The following is a 15,442-nucleotide window of genomic DNA, read 5'->3' on the forward strand; positions in this document are numbered from 1 at the left end:
GAAAGGACGTGATCACCTGTGCCAGAAGGACCGGAAATTCGCATTGCTGCAGACCAAGTTGAAAAAGCCGTCATCATGAAGCCGTTATTGGAAGTGAGCTTCGGGCTCCCTGAATTGAAAGGGTATGATGAATGGTTTACCGGACAAGCCGTCAGTGCCATTCAGACGAAAGGCAAGGCGCTGTTGACCCATTTCGATAACGGCTTTACCATCTATTCCCACAACCAGCTTTACGGTAAATGGTACGTCACGGACAGTTTCACCTATCCGAAGACGAACCGGCAGCTGAGGCTCGCTCTTCATACCGAAGATAAATCCGCCCTGTTGTACAGTGCGTCAGATATTCAGGTATTAAAGACCGAAGATGTACCGATGCACCCGTTTGTCAAAAAAGTCGGGCCGGATATCCTCAGTGAGGACGTCACAGCAAATGACCTGCAGTTCCATATGGAAGATAAACGCTTCTTCAGACGTAACCTGGGTGGGCTCCTTCTGGATCAGGCATTCGTTGCCGGGATCGGTAACTACCTGAGAACAGAGATCCTTTTCGTCACCGGTATCCACCCGTCGAAACGCCCTTGCGACCTGACTGCCGAAAAGCGGCAGGATCTGGCGAAAGCCGTGATTCAGCTTATGGAACGCGCCTACCGGACGAAGGGCATTACACTGGACCCGGAAATTGTCACCAGAAAAAAGGCCGCAGGTGAACCCCGCAGCCAGTACCGTCATTTTGCCTTCGATCGTCATATGGAGCCTTGCTATCAGTGCGGTGGGCCCATCGAAAAAATCAATGTGGCGAGCCGCCGGCTGTATGTCTGTCCCCGCTGTCAGCCGAATTGAGTCAAAGATTCGGTAAACACCAGTCCACCGGTCCGCGGCCAGCTTCTTTCAGAAAAGCATTGGCCTGTGAAAAAGGCCGGCTCCCAAAGAAACCCCGGTAAGCGGACAATGGACTCGGGTGCGGACTCGTCAGAGCAAGATGCTTCTTCGTATTGATCATCGCCATTTTCTTCTTCGCAGAAGCCCCCCATAAGAGAAAGACGACGGGGTCCTCTTTCTCATTAACTGCCTCAATGACCCGGTTTGTGAAGGTTTCCCAGCCCTTGCCCTGATGGGAATTGGCTTCCCCGCCCCTGACCGTGAGGACGGCATTCAATAACAGGACGCCTTCTTCCGCCCATTTCGTCAGATGCCCGTGATCCGGAACCGGACAGCCGATATCCTCTTGTAATTCCTTATACATGTTCCGAAGAGACGGCGGGACCGCGACACCCGGCTTCACGGAAAAACTTAACCCGTGAGCCTGACCTGCGTTGAAATACGGATCCTGTCCGAGGATCACCACCTTCACGTTCGCATACGGTGTATGATGCAACGCATTAAAGATGTCATGCATCTCCGGATAAACAGCGTCCGTTGCATACTCCTTTTTTAAGAATTCCCGCAGCTTCAGATAGTACGGTTTCGTCAGTTCCTCCCCAATCACGTCTTTCCAGTCGTTTGACAGGATTCGTTCCTTATTCATCGGCACCACGCCCCCATTCAAAAAGCAGCACATCAAATAACGATCTTTCGGGCTTTTGTTTACCGATTCGGATTTCCATCACACCCGGAAACGATTCAATTGTGACATAACCGTTCGGGATTTTAAAGATCAGTGTGCATAGATAACCCTGATCCCCTTCCAAAAATCCGTAGCCTGTGATTTGTTCAATCTCCCCGTCCCCAAAACTGTATTCGGAGACTAAATGAATGATCCTGTTCGGAGACTCGATATCCGTGACGTATGGCAGCGGATCAGGGGTGTCCTGAAACTGAACCTGAAGTTCATCCTCACCGGATTCATGTTCATACCAGTTCATCCGGAGGAATCCTTCTCTCTCGATAGCGTGATCCGCACGATCACGCGCCCAATGAAGTACCGGATCTCCGGTGAGGATCACATCCTGATCCGGTGTTCCCCAATCCCGCTGAAAGATCAGCCGTTCACCGAGAATCGACCGGATGGAAGCACCGACGAATGGTTTGAACCCTTCCCATTGATGGGTCAGGTGTTTGGCCATCCAGTCCTCTTTCAGCATCGCCATCTCGATCAGATTCCAGCGCTCCTGGCCCACCTGACGAAAACTGCGCATCAGTCCTTCCTGGCGAAAGCCCACCCGCTCATAGGCCCTGACGGCAGCCGCATTGAAATCGAAAACACCCAGACTGATCCGCTCAAGCGACAGTTCTTCAAAGCCGATCCGGCAGATGGCTGTGACCATCTGACCGGCAATCCCTTTGCCCCGGTGATCGGGATTGCCAACGAGCACTTTACCGATCCGCCCCGTTTTGTTCCCCCGATCCAGTTTCCCAAGAGAAATATGGCCCACGGTCTCCCCGGTTTCACCGTCCACTGCTTTAAAGATCAGCCGCTCGGGCTCTTCGCCGTCATTCTCTTTTATGTAGGTCTGCAGCTGCTCTTTTGTCAGCGGCCATTGAAAGGATGGCCCGCCCCACTGCATGCAAAACGCTGCGGAATCTATCCAGGACAGAAGCTGCGGAATATCATTTTGGTGAAACCTTTTTAATTGGATTGTCATCTGTCATTCCTCCATTCTTTTTTCACTGCACCCCGACATAGCCCGAGTCTTCGATCAGCTGCTGTCCTTCTTCCGAAAGAATCCAGTCAATGAACGGCCGCAGTTCATCGTATTTGTCTTCCGTGGTTACCACGTAGAAATTGGAGGCAATGGGATACTCTCCGGAGCGGATCCCTTCTTCGTCAGGATAAACGCCGTTCACAGCCACATGCTTAATCCCCCGCTCTTCCACCAGTTCCGAGGAAAAATACCGAAACGAGAACCCGATGGCGCCCAGTGCATTTTCGTATCTCGCAGTCTCCGAAATAATCTGCCCCATGCCGCCAGGGACATCTTCTTCAGGCGGACTCATCAGGGTACGATCTTCCATCAGGTTCTCCAACGCCGTTTGACTGCCGCTGTCCTCCGGCCGCTGGAAAGCCCGGATCGGCTCATCATCACCGCCCACGTCAGACCAGTTGGTGATCTCACCTGCGTAAATGTCCTGAATTTCTTCGATGGTCAGTGCCTCCACCGGGTGATCTTCATGGACAAAAAACACGAAAGCTTCCTGACCAATCGGGATCTTTACCAGGTCCACGTCCAGCCGTTCTGCTTCAGCCACCTGCCTGTCCGATGGACCCGCAGCAAAAATCATGTCTGTCTGTCCTTGAAACAACCGGCTGTATGCGTCCCCTGTTTTGGTCGAAACCACCTGGCTTTCATCGGCTAAGAAAGGAGGATAGTCCCCTTCCGGATAGACCGCTTCAACAAAGGCCGCATATACGGGATACAGCGCCGTTGCGCCGTCGAGTTCCGGCAGTTCGTCCGCTTCATCATATGTAAACGTGGCATTCCCATCAAGTCGTGCTAAGCCATTGGAGCCCGCGTGCGGCTCATAGTCCGCCAGATCCACACCGCGCTCGGCGATGATCCTGTCCGCCTGAATATTCTCATAGACGAGATGACTGATCAGAACGATGGCGAAAACGCCCACCACGGCCGCAGTTACGATCACCCGCCTTCGTCCTTTTGCCTTCGTAAATGCATGATAGATCAAGAGACCCGACAGGATCACGCCTCCCGATACTGCCAGACCCACCTGAAAACCCGGTCCCTGATACATGAATACAAAAAAACTGAATGCCATCGTGAAAAAGCCAATGAGTAAAACACCCACCAATACGCCTGCTGCTTTTAACCACTGCATGGAAACACCCTTCCCATTTTTCAAATGTACTTCCTGCACCGGTCGCAATAGGCGACGGTTTCACTCATTCGCACCTTTGTACCGCAGGAACTGCACGTCACCGTGATTCCTTGCTGATTCCCTCTAAAACCGTTATACCGAGCCAACCCGCTACCGAGAATCCCACTTCCGATCATCGTATATTTAAACATGAAAAACAACGCCATGGCAAAAACACCCAATAGAATCAGCAATGTCACAGTGAATCCCTCCCGGTTTCTGACTTCCTTAGTCTGTGTACGTCCCATCAGGAAGAGAAGTTCCATATCATCGCCAATCGTGCATTATTATTGCGAAAAAGTATTTCCATTAATTTCAATAAACGTATTGCTTTTTTGTCTTTCATCCTCTACATTTGATCTACGCTCTTTACGCTTGAAAGGAGGGCATTTTCATGAATCTATCCTTAAGCCAGCCTTGGGCCTACCTGTTCGTCATCCTTGGCGCTGCCTGCTGGGGAATGACCGGTATGTTTGTTCAGGAGTTATATTCATACGGTTTAACACCCTGGCAGGTCGTGACCCTTCGGTTGACCGCTTCAAGCCTGATCTTACTCGGGCTCCTTGGCATCTTCCATCCGGCAAAATTGAAGGTTCAGCTGAAGGATCTGCCTCACCTGTTTCTTCTCGGCATTGTCAGTATCGCTTTTTTCAACCTGTTCTATTTTATTGTAATGGAAAGGGCCACCATCGCCATTGCCGTGGTCTTTATCTATACCTCACCGATTTTTGCATCACTGATTGCACGCGTGCTGTTTGGGGAATCACTCACGTTCAGAAAAGGCATTGCCATTTTGTTGACGATCGTGGGCTGTGCGCTTTCCATCGGCCTGATTCCTGGCGGGGAGGCTAAAATCGGCATTTTCACCATCCTGATCGGCCTGTTATCCGGATTGTTCTGTGCATCCTACAGCCTCATCGGCAAGACCTTGGCAGGGAAATATCATCCATTCACCACCACTTTCTATGCCCTTGTCGGTGGCACGGCTGTTTCACTCCCAACAAGCGGGTTATACGAACACGGTCATGCCTTTATGATTCCAGCATTCTGGTTACCTGTGTTAGGTCTGTCCATCGTCTCGACGATCATGGGCTACATTCTCTTCACGATCGGCCTTTATTATGTGGAATCCAGTAAAGCTGTCATCCTTTCGTCTGTGGAACTGGTCGTCTCTGTATTGATCAGTGTCCTTGTTCTAAGTGAAGCCCTGTCCATCTGGCAAGGGCTTGGGGTCATCCTGATCATCTTTTCCATCAGCCTGACGGTCATTTCATTCCGGCGCCGTGTCAAAAAAGCGTACCCGGATATGGAGATCAGTTGGCAATAATAATTGCAGTTCTTCCAACTGTCTTTTCAGGGCAGCACCATGCAGCATTTCTGAGTATCCTGTGCAGGAAAACATCAGGTGCCCTTGACATGGCAGCTCTTCAGGCATGAGCTGATCGATCATAATGACTGAAAAGCCATTGCAGGATTCAAACTCCTGCAATGGCTTAAAATACTACTATGATTGAAAAAAGCGTCTGAAAGAATAGAGTGTCGTCGATTTATTCAGATCTGCAATGGCGTGTGTTAATGGAATCTCCTTCGGACATACTTCCGCACAGTTTGCGGCATTTCCGCAAGAAGTCAAACCACCTTCATCCATAATTTGATCAAGGCGTTCACCAGCTTGCATCTTACCAGTCGGGTGTGTATTATGAAGGCGCACTTGCGCAAGTGGTGCCGGACCAACAAAAGAAGATTTCTCATTAACATTCGGACACGCTTCAAAGCATAAGCCGCACGTCATACATTTACTGAGCTCGTAAGCCCATCGCCTCTCTTTTTCGGCTATCCTCGGCCCTTCACCCATATCATACGTTCCATCGATTTCAATCCATGCTTTGACTTTCAGCAGAGCATCAAACATTTTTTGCCGGTTGACCATCAGATCACGCTCACACGGGAACGTCTCCAGAGGAGCCAAGGTAATGGGTTGTGCCAACGTATCAATCAGCGTAGAGCAGGCCTGGCGGGGTTTTCCATTCACGAGCATGGAGCAGGCTCCACACACCTCCTCAAGACAGACGGACTCCCACTGAACAGGTGTCGTTTCCTCGCCCTTTATGTTTACAGGGTTTCGTCTGACTTCCATCAGTGCAGAAATAATATTCATACTTGGTCGCCAAGGTATTTGAAATTCCTCAACATACGATTCAGATGATGGTCCATCCTGCCGAGTGATTTTCAGTTGAACGGTTTGGTTACTCATGCTTTTACACCTGCCTTTTTACTCTGGGTGTAATCCCGCTTTCGAGGTTCAATCATTGAGGTATCCACTTCTTTATAATTGAATACCGGTTCACGATGGAATGAGTCGAATGAGGCCATTGTTGTTTTCAGCCAATCTTCATCGTTTCGTTCTGGGAACTCAGGCTTATAATGAGCTCCGCGGCTTTCATTTCTTCGATAAGCTCCCTGTGTAATTACTTTTGCCAGGTCCATCATACCTCTTAACCCTCTTATGAAGGACACAGCGTGATTATGATATTTGACTGTATCCTGAACATTTAATTGCTCGTAGCGTTCCATCATTTCGGATAGCTTTTGATCGGTTGAAATAAGATGATTATTATCCCTGACAACAGTAACGTTCTCCGTCATCAGCTCACCCATTTCGTGGTGAAGGCTGTATGGGTTCTCAGATCCATTCATTTTGAGAATGGCTGTGATTTCATCTTGATCCGCAGTCACCTGATTTGTAAATATTTTTTCGTCTACACCATCTGTTGCTTTCATACTGTTCCGTGCATATTCAACAGCTTTTGGGCCTGCGACCATTCCGCCATAAACGGCGGACAACAATGAATTCGCCCCCAAACGGTTAGCCCCGTGCTGCGAATAGTCGCACTCACCGGCTGCAAACAATCCCGGAATATTCGTCTCCTGACGTTCATCCACCCATAATCCTCCCATGGAATAATGAACGCCGGGGAAGATTTTCATCGGCAGCTTTCTTGGGTCGTCACCCATGAATTTTTCATAAATCTCCAAAATGCCACCGAGACGGTTATTCAGCTTCTCTGTTTCGATATGGGAGACATCCAGATATACTTTATTTTCACCATCGATACCGAGCTTTTGATTGACACATACATCAAAAATTTCTCTCGTCGCTATATCGCGAGGGACCAGATTGCCATACGCAGGATATTTCTCCTCTAGAAAATACCACGGGTTCCCGTCTTTATATGTCCAGACCCTTGCTCCCTCTCCTCGTGCAGATTCACTCATCAGGCGCAGTTTATCATCTCCTGGAATAGCTGTCGGGTGAATTTGAATAAATTCTCCGTTTGCATAGATGGCACCTTGCCGGTACAGTTTCCCTGCGGCAGCTCCTGTATTAATCAGGGAATTTGTGGACCTCCCGAAAATCATACCTGGACCGCCTGATGCTATAATCACCGCATCTGCTTTAAATGAATGGATCTCCATGGATATCATCTCTTGCGCTGTAACACCCCGACAGACTCCGGCATCATCCAGGATCGCTGAGACAAAATCCCAGCCTTCAAATTTACGCACCCTGCCTTCTGCCTCATACTTACGGACCTGTTCATCCAATGCATACAAAAGTTGTTGACCGGTTGTCGCGCCTGCAAATGCAGTTCTTCTATGCTGGGTTCCACCAAATCGCCGAAAATCCAACCGCCCTTCCGGCGTCCTGTTAAACATAACGCCCATACGATCAAAGAGATAAATAATTTCGGGCGCTTTCTGACACATCCCCCATACCTGAACCTGGTTGGCCAGGAAATCTCCGCCGTAAAGGGTATCATCGAAGTGTTCCCACGGTGAATCATCTTCCCCCTTCATATTACATGCGCCGTTAATCCCACCTTGCGCACAAACAGAGTGTGAACGTTTGACTTTAACGATGGAAATAAGATCCACATCCATACCCATCTCAACAATTTTCAGTGTAGCCATCAAACCGGCCAGTCCACCACCGACAACTGCAATTTTTTGTCTATTCATACGTATCTGCCTCCTGCATTATCCTTTATACAAATGCGAATATAGCCGTCAATCCAATAAATGAAAGAACAACAAAGAGTAAAATACCAATCACTTTACCAAAATATTGGCTCTTTTGATTCACTGTGATCCCCCATGTAATCAGCATGGTTCTGAAACCATTACTGAAATGATAGGTGGTCATGAGAATTCCGATAATATAAAAAGCCAGATACACAGGATTAGCAACCAGGTTCGCTACCATATCGAAGTTCACATCGGCACCGAATGCAGCCGGAATTCTCGTTGTTCCAACATGCCAGATCAAGAATAAAAATACGGCTACACCTGAAAAGCGTTGAAAATAGAAATACACATTTTTTTCGAATTTGTAAGCGCTGATATTGTTCTTCGCTTCCCTTGCAATGACAATTCCATAAATGCCGTGAAACAAAAGTGGAATGAAAATGATGAATATCTCCATCACATAGCGAAACGGCAGATTCCCCATCATTTCAGCTGCCGTGTTGTATGCCTCTTCTCCATAAAACGCAGCATAATTGATTCCAAAATGAACGAAAAGAAATACGCCGATAGGGACCAGCCCTGATAATGAATGCAATTTTCTCCAGAAAAACGTTCGGTCATTTTTCATGATGATCACTCCTTCAAATTTCCGTTAATGCTTTTCCTGAAATTCCTGGTTTTGTCATTTCATAAGGGTCCAGGATGACGCTCAAATCATCTTCGGAAAGCACACCACGCTCAAGGCAAATCTCTCTTACCGGTCGCCCTGTTGAGATGGCTTCTTTCGCAATTGAAGAAGCCGTTTCATAGCCAATATGGGGGTTGATTGCTGTAATCACACCTACACTTTGATTGACGTATTGTTCCATCCTTTCTGTATGCGCCTGAATTCCCCGGATGCAATGTCGATCAAAAACATCAATTACGTTGGTCATCATGCGAATGGAATCAAGAAGACTTGATACGAGTACTGGTTCCATAACGTTTAGTTCAAACTGTCCGGCTTCAGATGCGAGTGTAACAGTGACATCGTTTCCGATAACCTTAAATGCCACCTGATTGACTACTTCAGCCATGACAGGATTAACTTTACCCGGCATAATAGAAGAGCCCGGCTGTCTCGGCGGCAAAAGAATTTCGTTCAAGCCGGTCCGTGGTCCTGATGCCATCAAACGTAAATCATTAGCGATCTTGGATAGACTTGACATCACTGTTTTCAGCGTACCCGAGACAGTCACATATACATCTGTATTTTGTGTTCCATCAACCAGGTTCGGTGAAGTTGTCACAGGAAACCCTGTAATTTCCGCCAATTCATTTATGACAAATCGAATATAGTCAGGGTCTGCATTAAGACCTGTTCCTACTGCAGTGGCTCCCATATTCGTTTCATATAACGATTCCCTGACTTGGCGAACTGCTTCTATATTTCGATAAAGGACCGCTGCATATGCGCTGAATTCCTGACCGAGACGAATCGGTACAGCATCTTGCAAGTGGGTACGACCCATTTTCAGACAGTGTTCGAATTCAGATGCTTTTTCAGAAAACGAATGATGCAATGATTCCATTGCCGGCAAGAGCTGGTTCAAGCGATTTAGCAACGCCAATTTAAATGCCGTAGGGAAGGCATCGTTGGTAGATTGAGACATGTTCACATGCGAATTTCCACTTAGTACCATGTAATTTCCCTTTTCTTCACCAAGAATCTCCAGTGCCCTGTTAGCTATCACTTCATTGGCATTCATATTTACAGATGTCCCAGCGCCTCCTTGAATTGGATCAACAATAAACTGGTCATTCCATTTACCGTCCACTACTTCAAGAGCCGCCTGTTCTATCACTGCAGCAAGCTTCGGATTAAGCTGTCCTACTTTTTTATTCGCTCTTGCTGCTGCTATTTTCACCAGACCCATACCACGAATTAGTTCTTCATCAATGTACTGTCCGGTAATCGGGAAATTTTCAACGGCCCGCAATGTTTGGATACCAAAGTAATTTTCATTATTTATCTTCATCTCGCCCAGGAAATCTTTTTCAATGCGATGGGTTTTATCGTCTAGCATCAGAACCTCACTCCAATTCCTGATTGATTTCATAATAAAAGCACAACATGTGGTTTTATTAGCGTTATCCACATGTGTGCTCGGACAATGTCCCTCTTTGCTTTTTAATTAATAAACAACACTACGAAGAACAATACAGCCAACCCACCAAGTATCGATGGTCTTTGAAATTTATTCGCCAACTTGAGTTCCGAGTTCGGAACAACAGGAATAGTTGTCGCCAATGCTGCAACCGGCCCACCTGTCAAGTAATACTGCATGATTGCACAACCACCCGCTCCGGCTGCCGCTGCAGCTAATGGCGAAACATCGTATTGAAGAACGATTGTTAAAAACGGAATGACAATCGCTGCCGACGCAGCATTCGATTGAGTAACAAGTCCTGCCAATGCCGACACAGCCAACATGACCAACACTGGTGAATAAGCCAACAGCGGGTCAAACCAATTTGCCATGATATCGACAATACCAACATTCTGAATGACTGATGACATGAATAGAAAACCCAACGTTGCAATTAATGGAACCGCTACCCTTTTTACACCATCAAGCATCATTTCTTCAGCTTTTTTCAATGAAATTTTCGCAAAAATAGCAACCAGAATTGATGCTGCAACACCAACGATAAATACTGGGTAACCAACAGAAAAACCAATCACTAAAACAATAAATGGAATAATCGCTAAGGTGAAACTTCGCTCATTGTCTATATCTTGAAGGTCTTTTAAAATGCTGTTTACTTCCTGTTCAGTCAGTTTCACTTCGTTACTTTTCTCTTCCCGCTTTAAGCGGAGATAGCTTATTCCGATGATTGACATTGCTACAAAAGCACCGATTAAGTTAATCCAGCCAAAAGTTATACCTGCAGTTGCAATCACAGCAAGCAAAGTCGGGTGTGTAAAACCGCCAAAATTCCCTAAGTGCCCGGCGTGAGCCTGAATTCCGGCCACTTTATTTGGATTGACGCCTAACTTGATTGCAGCTGGTCCAGTAATTACTGCTGTAATTGCCGGCTGAGTAAAGCCTGTTAACCCACCAATGACACCTGCTGCGGTACTTCCTGCACCTGCAATACCAGGTCCTCCTCCAATTTTACTTCCGATCAGAATGATTTTTCTGATGATTGCATTAAGAAAACCTGTTTTCTCCATAACACCGATAAATAAGAGAACGCCTGCCATATCTGCAATAACCGGGTGTAAACTGTCATTAACAAGACTGAGTACTGTAATTTCCGCATCACCCGATAACGGAAAACCTGCACTGATTGCTGCCAGTGTCGAACCAATAATTGCCGTCATGTATAAAGGTGTTTTCCCTGTTATCATCAGTATCAGGGTGATCAGCATAATGATTTGAGCAATTAACATCATAATAAAACATCTCCTTTAGTGAATAATTTCACAAGATTAGATAAAAACTATTCTTCAAATCCTTCACGAACATCGGTATTCGATCGCAGTAATGCAATTAATTTCAACCTCGCTTTTTTGGAATTCATATCACTTCCCAAGATCACTCCATTTTTAAAAAGATGATGCGCACTTGCATAATAGTCATATGTGACATCAACTCGCCCTTGCTCACTCGAAGTTGTTAAGACGAATGTTATACCCTGTTCGATGCCTCTGAGTACCGCGTTCATTTGTTCAGGCGCAATTTGCCCCCTTCCATTACCTTCTAAGACGATTCCTTCGACTTGATTATTGATACAGGTATCAATGAACGCGCCGTCTGCATCTAAATAACATTTAATAATTTCTACTTTGGGAATTTTTTTGAGTGTAGCTGGATAAACTTGCCTTTCTGCAGGTTTCTGATACAGTATTACTTTTTGTCCATCGATCGTACCTAAATGGCCATATCCGAAAGATTCGAATCCCTGAAGATTATAAGCATGTTCTTTTTTCACGTACTTCGCAGAAAATATCCTTTCGTTAAAAACCACTACAGTGCCAATATCGTTTAATTTTTCAGAGGCTGCTGCACAAATTGATTGGATCAGATTCGTATCCGCATCACTTCCTGAAGCCGCCGAAGAGCGCTGTGAACCAGTAACAACAACAGGATTTTTCCGTTTAATTATCAAGTCCAGATAATAAGCCGATTCTTCCAGCGAGTCCGTTCCGTGTGTTACAACTGCCCCGTGAAAACCTTCATCGAATAAATCGATAATTTTCCCGGCTATCTGGTTCAGATCGTTCAATGAAACGTGCATACTCGGTTTATTGATTAAAGGAAATATAATGACTTCGATCCCAGCTGGTAACTCATCTAGATCACAGTAGTCTTCACTTGCTAAAGCACCTGACACTAACCTCCCTTCCTCATTTTCTCTACTGGCTATTGTGCCACCCGTTGTGATTAATGCTACCTTTTTCATCTGCATCCTCCCCTCGCATCTCTTGATATATATAATGTAAGCGACAACCTTCAAATTTCTACAATGTTCTACACAACTTATTGTATTTGTCATATTTTCGACACAACCCATTAATATTGCTCAGTATTTCACTGATAAGATTAATAGTATAAACATACTTGTATGACTGTGGTGATTTGATTGAATTACAGGAATTTCAATGTTGTATTCGTGTATATCGTTATGATTTGCTTAATCATTGTGTCAGATTTGTTTCATCTCGTCGAAATGGAATCTTCATTCTTTATCACATTAAGCGTCCCGGTGTTTTTATTGTTTCTGCTCTATTTCAATTTTTTGAAGCCTGTTTTTTCAGGCATTCTAGTTGGATTCGCAGTTTTCAGTTTCCGGACAACGTTATCTGTTATCGATCAAAATTCTTTACATGAGTCTATTTTATTACATTTCCCTGTCGTTGTATTCTTTGTCATATATGGCATTTTGTTTTGGCTGTTTTATCTTGAACGGTTTTACAGTAAACCAGGTTTCATTGGCATTTATGCGGTTATCCTGGATACAGCATCCTCCTTTTCCGAGTTAGCTGTGAGAAATTCATATGCACTGATTGACCCGTCTTTTTCTCTGATGTCAACAATTCTACTCCTTGCTATTCTTCGAAACTTCTTCGTTATGGGCTTCTTTATGCTGATACTTTACAACAAAGAACAAGCAAAATACGAAGAAGAGAAAAAACAAAGTGATCACATGTTTTTATTAATATCGGACTTATATGCTGAAAGCATCCAGCTCAAACAATCAATTGCAAGATCCGAAAAAATAACATCAAACCTCTATTATTTATCGAAAGAAATAAAGAACGATGTCTCTTTACCCTTATCAAAAAAAATATTGGAAATGGCCGGGGAGGTTCATGACTTCAAAAAAGATCATCAAAGAATTTTTGCTTCCCTGGAACAAATCATTAAAGACCAGAAAAAAACGGAACAGCTTAATGTATGTCAGTTATTAGAAATTTTAATTAAATCGAACGAAGCATACGCTTCATATTTAGAAAAAAATATTACGATTTCTGTTTCGGTTTTGAATAAACAAGATATGATCCATTCGTTTCTTACGATGTCTGTGATTAATAATTTAATCAGTAATTCGATAGAATCAATCAATGGAACCGGCCATATCAATCTGAATATAGAGAATCCAGAAGGCTCAAAATTCATTTACTTTCAGGTTACTGACGACGGTCCCGGCATTAAAAAACAAGATCAACCTTTAATATTTTCACCCGGTTTCACAACAAAATATAATAAAGAGGGAAATCCCTCGAATGGTATAGGGTTATCCTACATCAAACATTCACTTGAAAGTTTTAATGGAAGTATCACACTTGAAGAATCGACACCTCATATTCAAACCCGGTTTTCCGTCGTTCTTCCTCGAGAAATTGTAAACGATCATAAGGAGGTCTAAGATGAATTATTTCATAGTTGACGACGATCCTGCAGTCAGAGGCATTTTAAAACATCTGATTGAAAGTGAACATGACCGTATAGTCGGTGAAGCAGATGACGGTATTCACGTCTACTCTAATCAATTATTTCAAACCGACACCGATATATTAATCATCGATTTGTTAATGCCTGAAGAAGATGGAATCGAAACGATTAAAAGAATAAATAAAGATTTCAATGGGAAAATCGTAATGATATCTCAAGTAGAGACGAAAGAAATGATCGCTGAAGCCTATCAAAATCATGTAGAAGCTTATATAACGAAGCCGGTGAACTCGTTGGAAGTATCATCCGTTTTAGAAAAAGTGTCTAAAAATCTTAAACTTGAACGTTCCATGAAACAAATCAAAAATTCTCTGGACCTGATTGGTGCTCAAGATCATATTGTTTCAGATGAAACTTCAGTTAAATCTGAGTTCACCAACACTGCTGAACTCATATTATCTGATTTAGGAATCCGTTACGAAAAAGGAGCAGAAGACCTTTTAGGAATTCTTTATGCTTTAGAGGGAAATGAGATCTCATCTGTTGCATCATTAAAAGACCTTTGGGAATCTTACCTTATAATCAATTCTTATGAAGTGACAAATAAAAATATCAAGTCTACTGAACAACGAATCAGAAGAACTATTTTACAAGCTTTTAACCACATTTGCTCCCTTGGAGCAATGGATATTACGCACCCGAAATTCGAGTACTATGCCATGCGTTTTTTTGAAATGGACTCGATACAAAAAAGAATACATGAACTAAATACAAGTTATAATGGAGATCAGAGAATGTTTCAGCCTCGCATTAATGTTAAACGATTTATTTGGACACTTTATGATGAATGCAAAGAGAAAAATGCAGAAAAAAAGTAGATAAATCGATTTCTGACTCTTCGAAAGCAGTTCAGAAGCATAGTCTTTATAAATTAAAATTTACATCTCATCTGGTATCATGTTATATCGCAAATTAAACTATTTTAAAATATAACTAAACAAAATTCAAAAAAGGCTCCAGAAAGCTATGTCAGCATCTGGAACCTTTTCCTTTATTCATTATTTTTTAAAGCGATTCTTGTCTCATCAATTAATTCTGCCTGAATAATATAACGATCCGGTGCTGCACCAAGAAGATGAAAGGGATAGCACGTGGAAAGCGTCAATGTCGCCGAGTCCTTTTCGACCACGACGGATTCGTCATCAGCGGACGTAATCCAGATATCATTAATGACATAGGTGTATTTGATGCCATCATATATCAGTACCATCTCATCTCCTTCTTTAAGGTTTCCCAGTTCCCGGAAAACAGTATCCCGATGACCACTTAGCAGCGTATGCCCTTTTTCATCCGGGGTTGTCGTCCACTGACTGTCATGCATGCCTACGCCCTGATCAAGCGCATCATCATCCGTTCCCCAATAGGTCAGGTACTCTTTCTCAAGGGCAGGGATTTGCAAAGACGCAATTTCATCCCCAGTTTCTACACGTTCCCAATCTAATTCCCGCAGAGCCGGGGAGCGTTCATTCGATTCATCGATTGCGAACACCCCACCTGTTGCGGATTCATATGAAACGTAAAAGAAACCGATGAGTCCAATGCCTGTCAGCAAAAACAATGTGGCAATAAACTTAATAACAAACCCTTCTTTTACGTTCATCTCA

The 15,442-nt window shown here is 44.4% G+C and carries 15 protein-coding genes; 4 read left to right on the forward strand and 11 right to left on the reverse strand.

Annotated features, from left to right (window positions below; translation table 11 throughout):
- Positions 1 to 18 precede the first annotated feature (18 nt).
- Positions 19 to 840: an endonuclease VIII gene (gene nei, locus BBEV_RS13620; RefSeq protein WP_069365965.1), complete on the forward strand. Its 822-nt coding sequence runs from the start codon at positions 19 to 21 to the stop codon at positions 838 to 840.
- 1 nt (position 841) lies between these two features.
- Here nei and BBEV_RS13625 read toward each other — a convergent pair whose 3' ends face one another.
- From BBEV_RS13625 to BBEV_RS13640, 4 genes are read right to left on the reverse strand one after another with little or no spacing between them, the layout of a single operon-like run.
- The gene (locus BBEV_RS13625) at positions 842 to 1,525 is read right to left on the reverse strand and encodes a uracil-DNA glycosylase (protein WP_069365966.1); all 684 of its coding nucleotides are present in this window, start codon (positions 1,523 to 1,525) and stop codon (positions 842 to 844) included.
- The gene (locus BBEV_RS13630) at positions 1,518 to 2,582 is read right to left on the reverse strand and encodes a GNAT family N-acetyltransferase (RefSeq protein ID WP_069365967.1); all 1,065 of its coding nucleotides are present in this window, start codon (positions 2,580 to 2,582) and stop codon (positions 1,518 to 1,520) included. Before BBEV_RS13630 ends, BBEV_RS13625 begins: the two co-directional genes overlap by 8 nt.
- Positions 2,583 to 2,604: 22 nt before the next feature.
- A complete protein-coding gene (locus tag BBEV_RS13635; protein ID WP_069366759.1) occupies positions 2,605 to 3,771 on the reverse strand; it encodes a PstS family phosphate ABC transporter substrate-binding protein in 1,167 nt (388 codons plus the stop codon).
- A 20-nt stretch (positions 3,772 to 3,791) separates the two neighbouring features.
- The gene (locus tag BBEV_RS13640; RefSeq protein WP_157100997.1) at positions 3,792 to 4,058 is read right to left on the reverse strand and encodes a hypothetical protein; all 267 of its coding nucleotides are present in this window, start codon (positions 4,056 to 4,058) and stop codon (positions 3,792 to 3,794) included.
- Between the two features lie 146 nt (positions 4,059 to 4,204).
- Between BBEV_RS13640 and BBEV_RS13645 the strand changes: the two genes are divergently transcribed.
- Positions 4,205 to 5,137 (forward strand): DMT family transporter, encoded by a 933-nt coding sequence (locus tag BBEV_RS13645; RefSeq protein ID WP_069365969.1) that lies wholly within the window; start codon positions 4,205 to 4,207, stop codon positions 5,135 to 5,137.
- Between the two features lie 177 nt (positions 5,138 to 5,314).
- Here BBEV_RS13645 and sdhB read toward each other — a convergent pair whose 3' ends face one another.
- The 6 genes from sdhB to BBEV_RS13675 form a co-directional block, all read right to left on the reverse strand.
- Positions 5,315 to 6,064, reverse strand: coding sequence for a succinate dehydrogenase iron-sulfur subunit (sdhB, locus tag BBEV_RS13650; RefSeq protein ID WP_069365970.1), 750 nt, complete (start codon positions 6,062 to 6,064; stop codon positions 5,315 to 5,317).
- A complete protein-coding gene (sdhA, locus tag BBEV_RS13655; RefSeq protein WP_069365971.1) occupies positions 6,061 to 7,830 on the reverse strand; it encodes a succinate dehydrogenase flavoprotein subunit in 1,770 nt (589 codons plus the stop codon). The genes sdhB and sdhA overlap by 4 nt, the downstream gene beginning before the upstream one ends.
- Positions 7,831 to 7,855: 25 nt before the next feature.
- Positions 7,856 to 8,464 carry a succinate dehydrogenase/fumarate reductase transmembrane subunit gene (locus BBEV_RS13660; protein WP_069365972.1) on the reverse strand — a complete coding sequence of 203 codons (609 nt, stop codon included), beginning with the start codon at positions 8,462 to 8,464 and terminating at the stop codon, positions 7,856 to 7,858.
- Between the two features lie 13 nt (positions 8,465 to 8,477).
- Complete coding sequence (gene aspA / locus BBEV_RS13665; protein WP_069365973.1) at positions 8,478 to 9,902, reverse strand: aspartate ammonia-lyase; 1,425 nt, start codon at positions 9,900 to 9,902, stop codon at positions 8,478 to 8,480.
- Between the two features lie 104 nt (positions 9,903 to 10,006).
- Positions 10,007 to 11,275 carry an SLC13 family permease gene (locus BBEV_RS13670; protein WP_069365974.1) on the reverse strand — a complete coding sequence of 423 codons (1,269 nt, stop codon included), beginning with the start codon at positions 11,273 to 11,275 and terminating at the stop codon, positions 10,007 to 10,009.
- A gap of 47 nt (positions 11,276 to 11,322) precedes the next feature.
- Positions 11,323 to 12,285 (reverse strand): asparaginase, encoded by a 963-nt coding sequence (locus BBEV_RS13675; RefSeq protein WP_069365975.1) that lies wholly within the window; start codon positions 12,283 to 12,285, stop codon positions 11,323 to 11,325.
- Positions 12,286 to 12,552: 267 nt separating this feature from the next.
- Between BBEV_RS13675 and BBEV_RS13680 the strand changes: the two genes are divergently transcribed.
- On the forward strand, positions 12,553 to 13,752 hold the full coding sequence (locus BBEV_RS13680) for a sensor histidine kinase (protein ID WP_198155010.1): 1,200 nt from the start codon (positions 12,553 to 12,555) through the stop codon (positions 13,750 to 13,752).
- A gap of 1 nt (position 13,753) precedes the next feature.
- Positions 13,754 to 14,656 carry a DNA-binding domain-containing protein gene (locus BBEV_RS13685; RefSeq protein WP_069365977.1) on the forward strand — a complete coding sequence of 301 codons (903 nt, stop codon included), beginning with the start codon at positions 13,754 to 13,756 and terminating at the stop codon, positions 14,654 to 14,656.
- Positions 14,657 to 14,829: 173 nt separating this feature from the next.
- Here the strand turns inward: BBEV_RS13685 and BBEV_RS13690 are convergent, their stop codons facing one another.
- Positions 14,830 to 15,438, reverse strand: coding sequence for a class D sortase (locus BBEV_RS13690; RefSeq protein WP_069365978.1), 609 nt, complete (start codon positions 15,436 to 15,438; stop codon positions 14,830 to 14,832).
- Positions 15,439 to 15,442 lie beyond the last annotated feature (4 nt).

This window comes from Salisediminibacterium beveridgei, from assembly GCF_001721685.1.
In the GTDB taxonomy this organism is placed as follows: domain Bacteria; phylum Bacillota; class Bacilli; order Bacillales; family Salisediminibacteriaceae; genus Salisediminibacterium; species Salisediminibacterium beveridgei.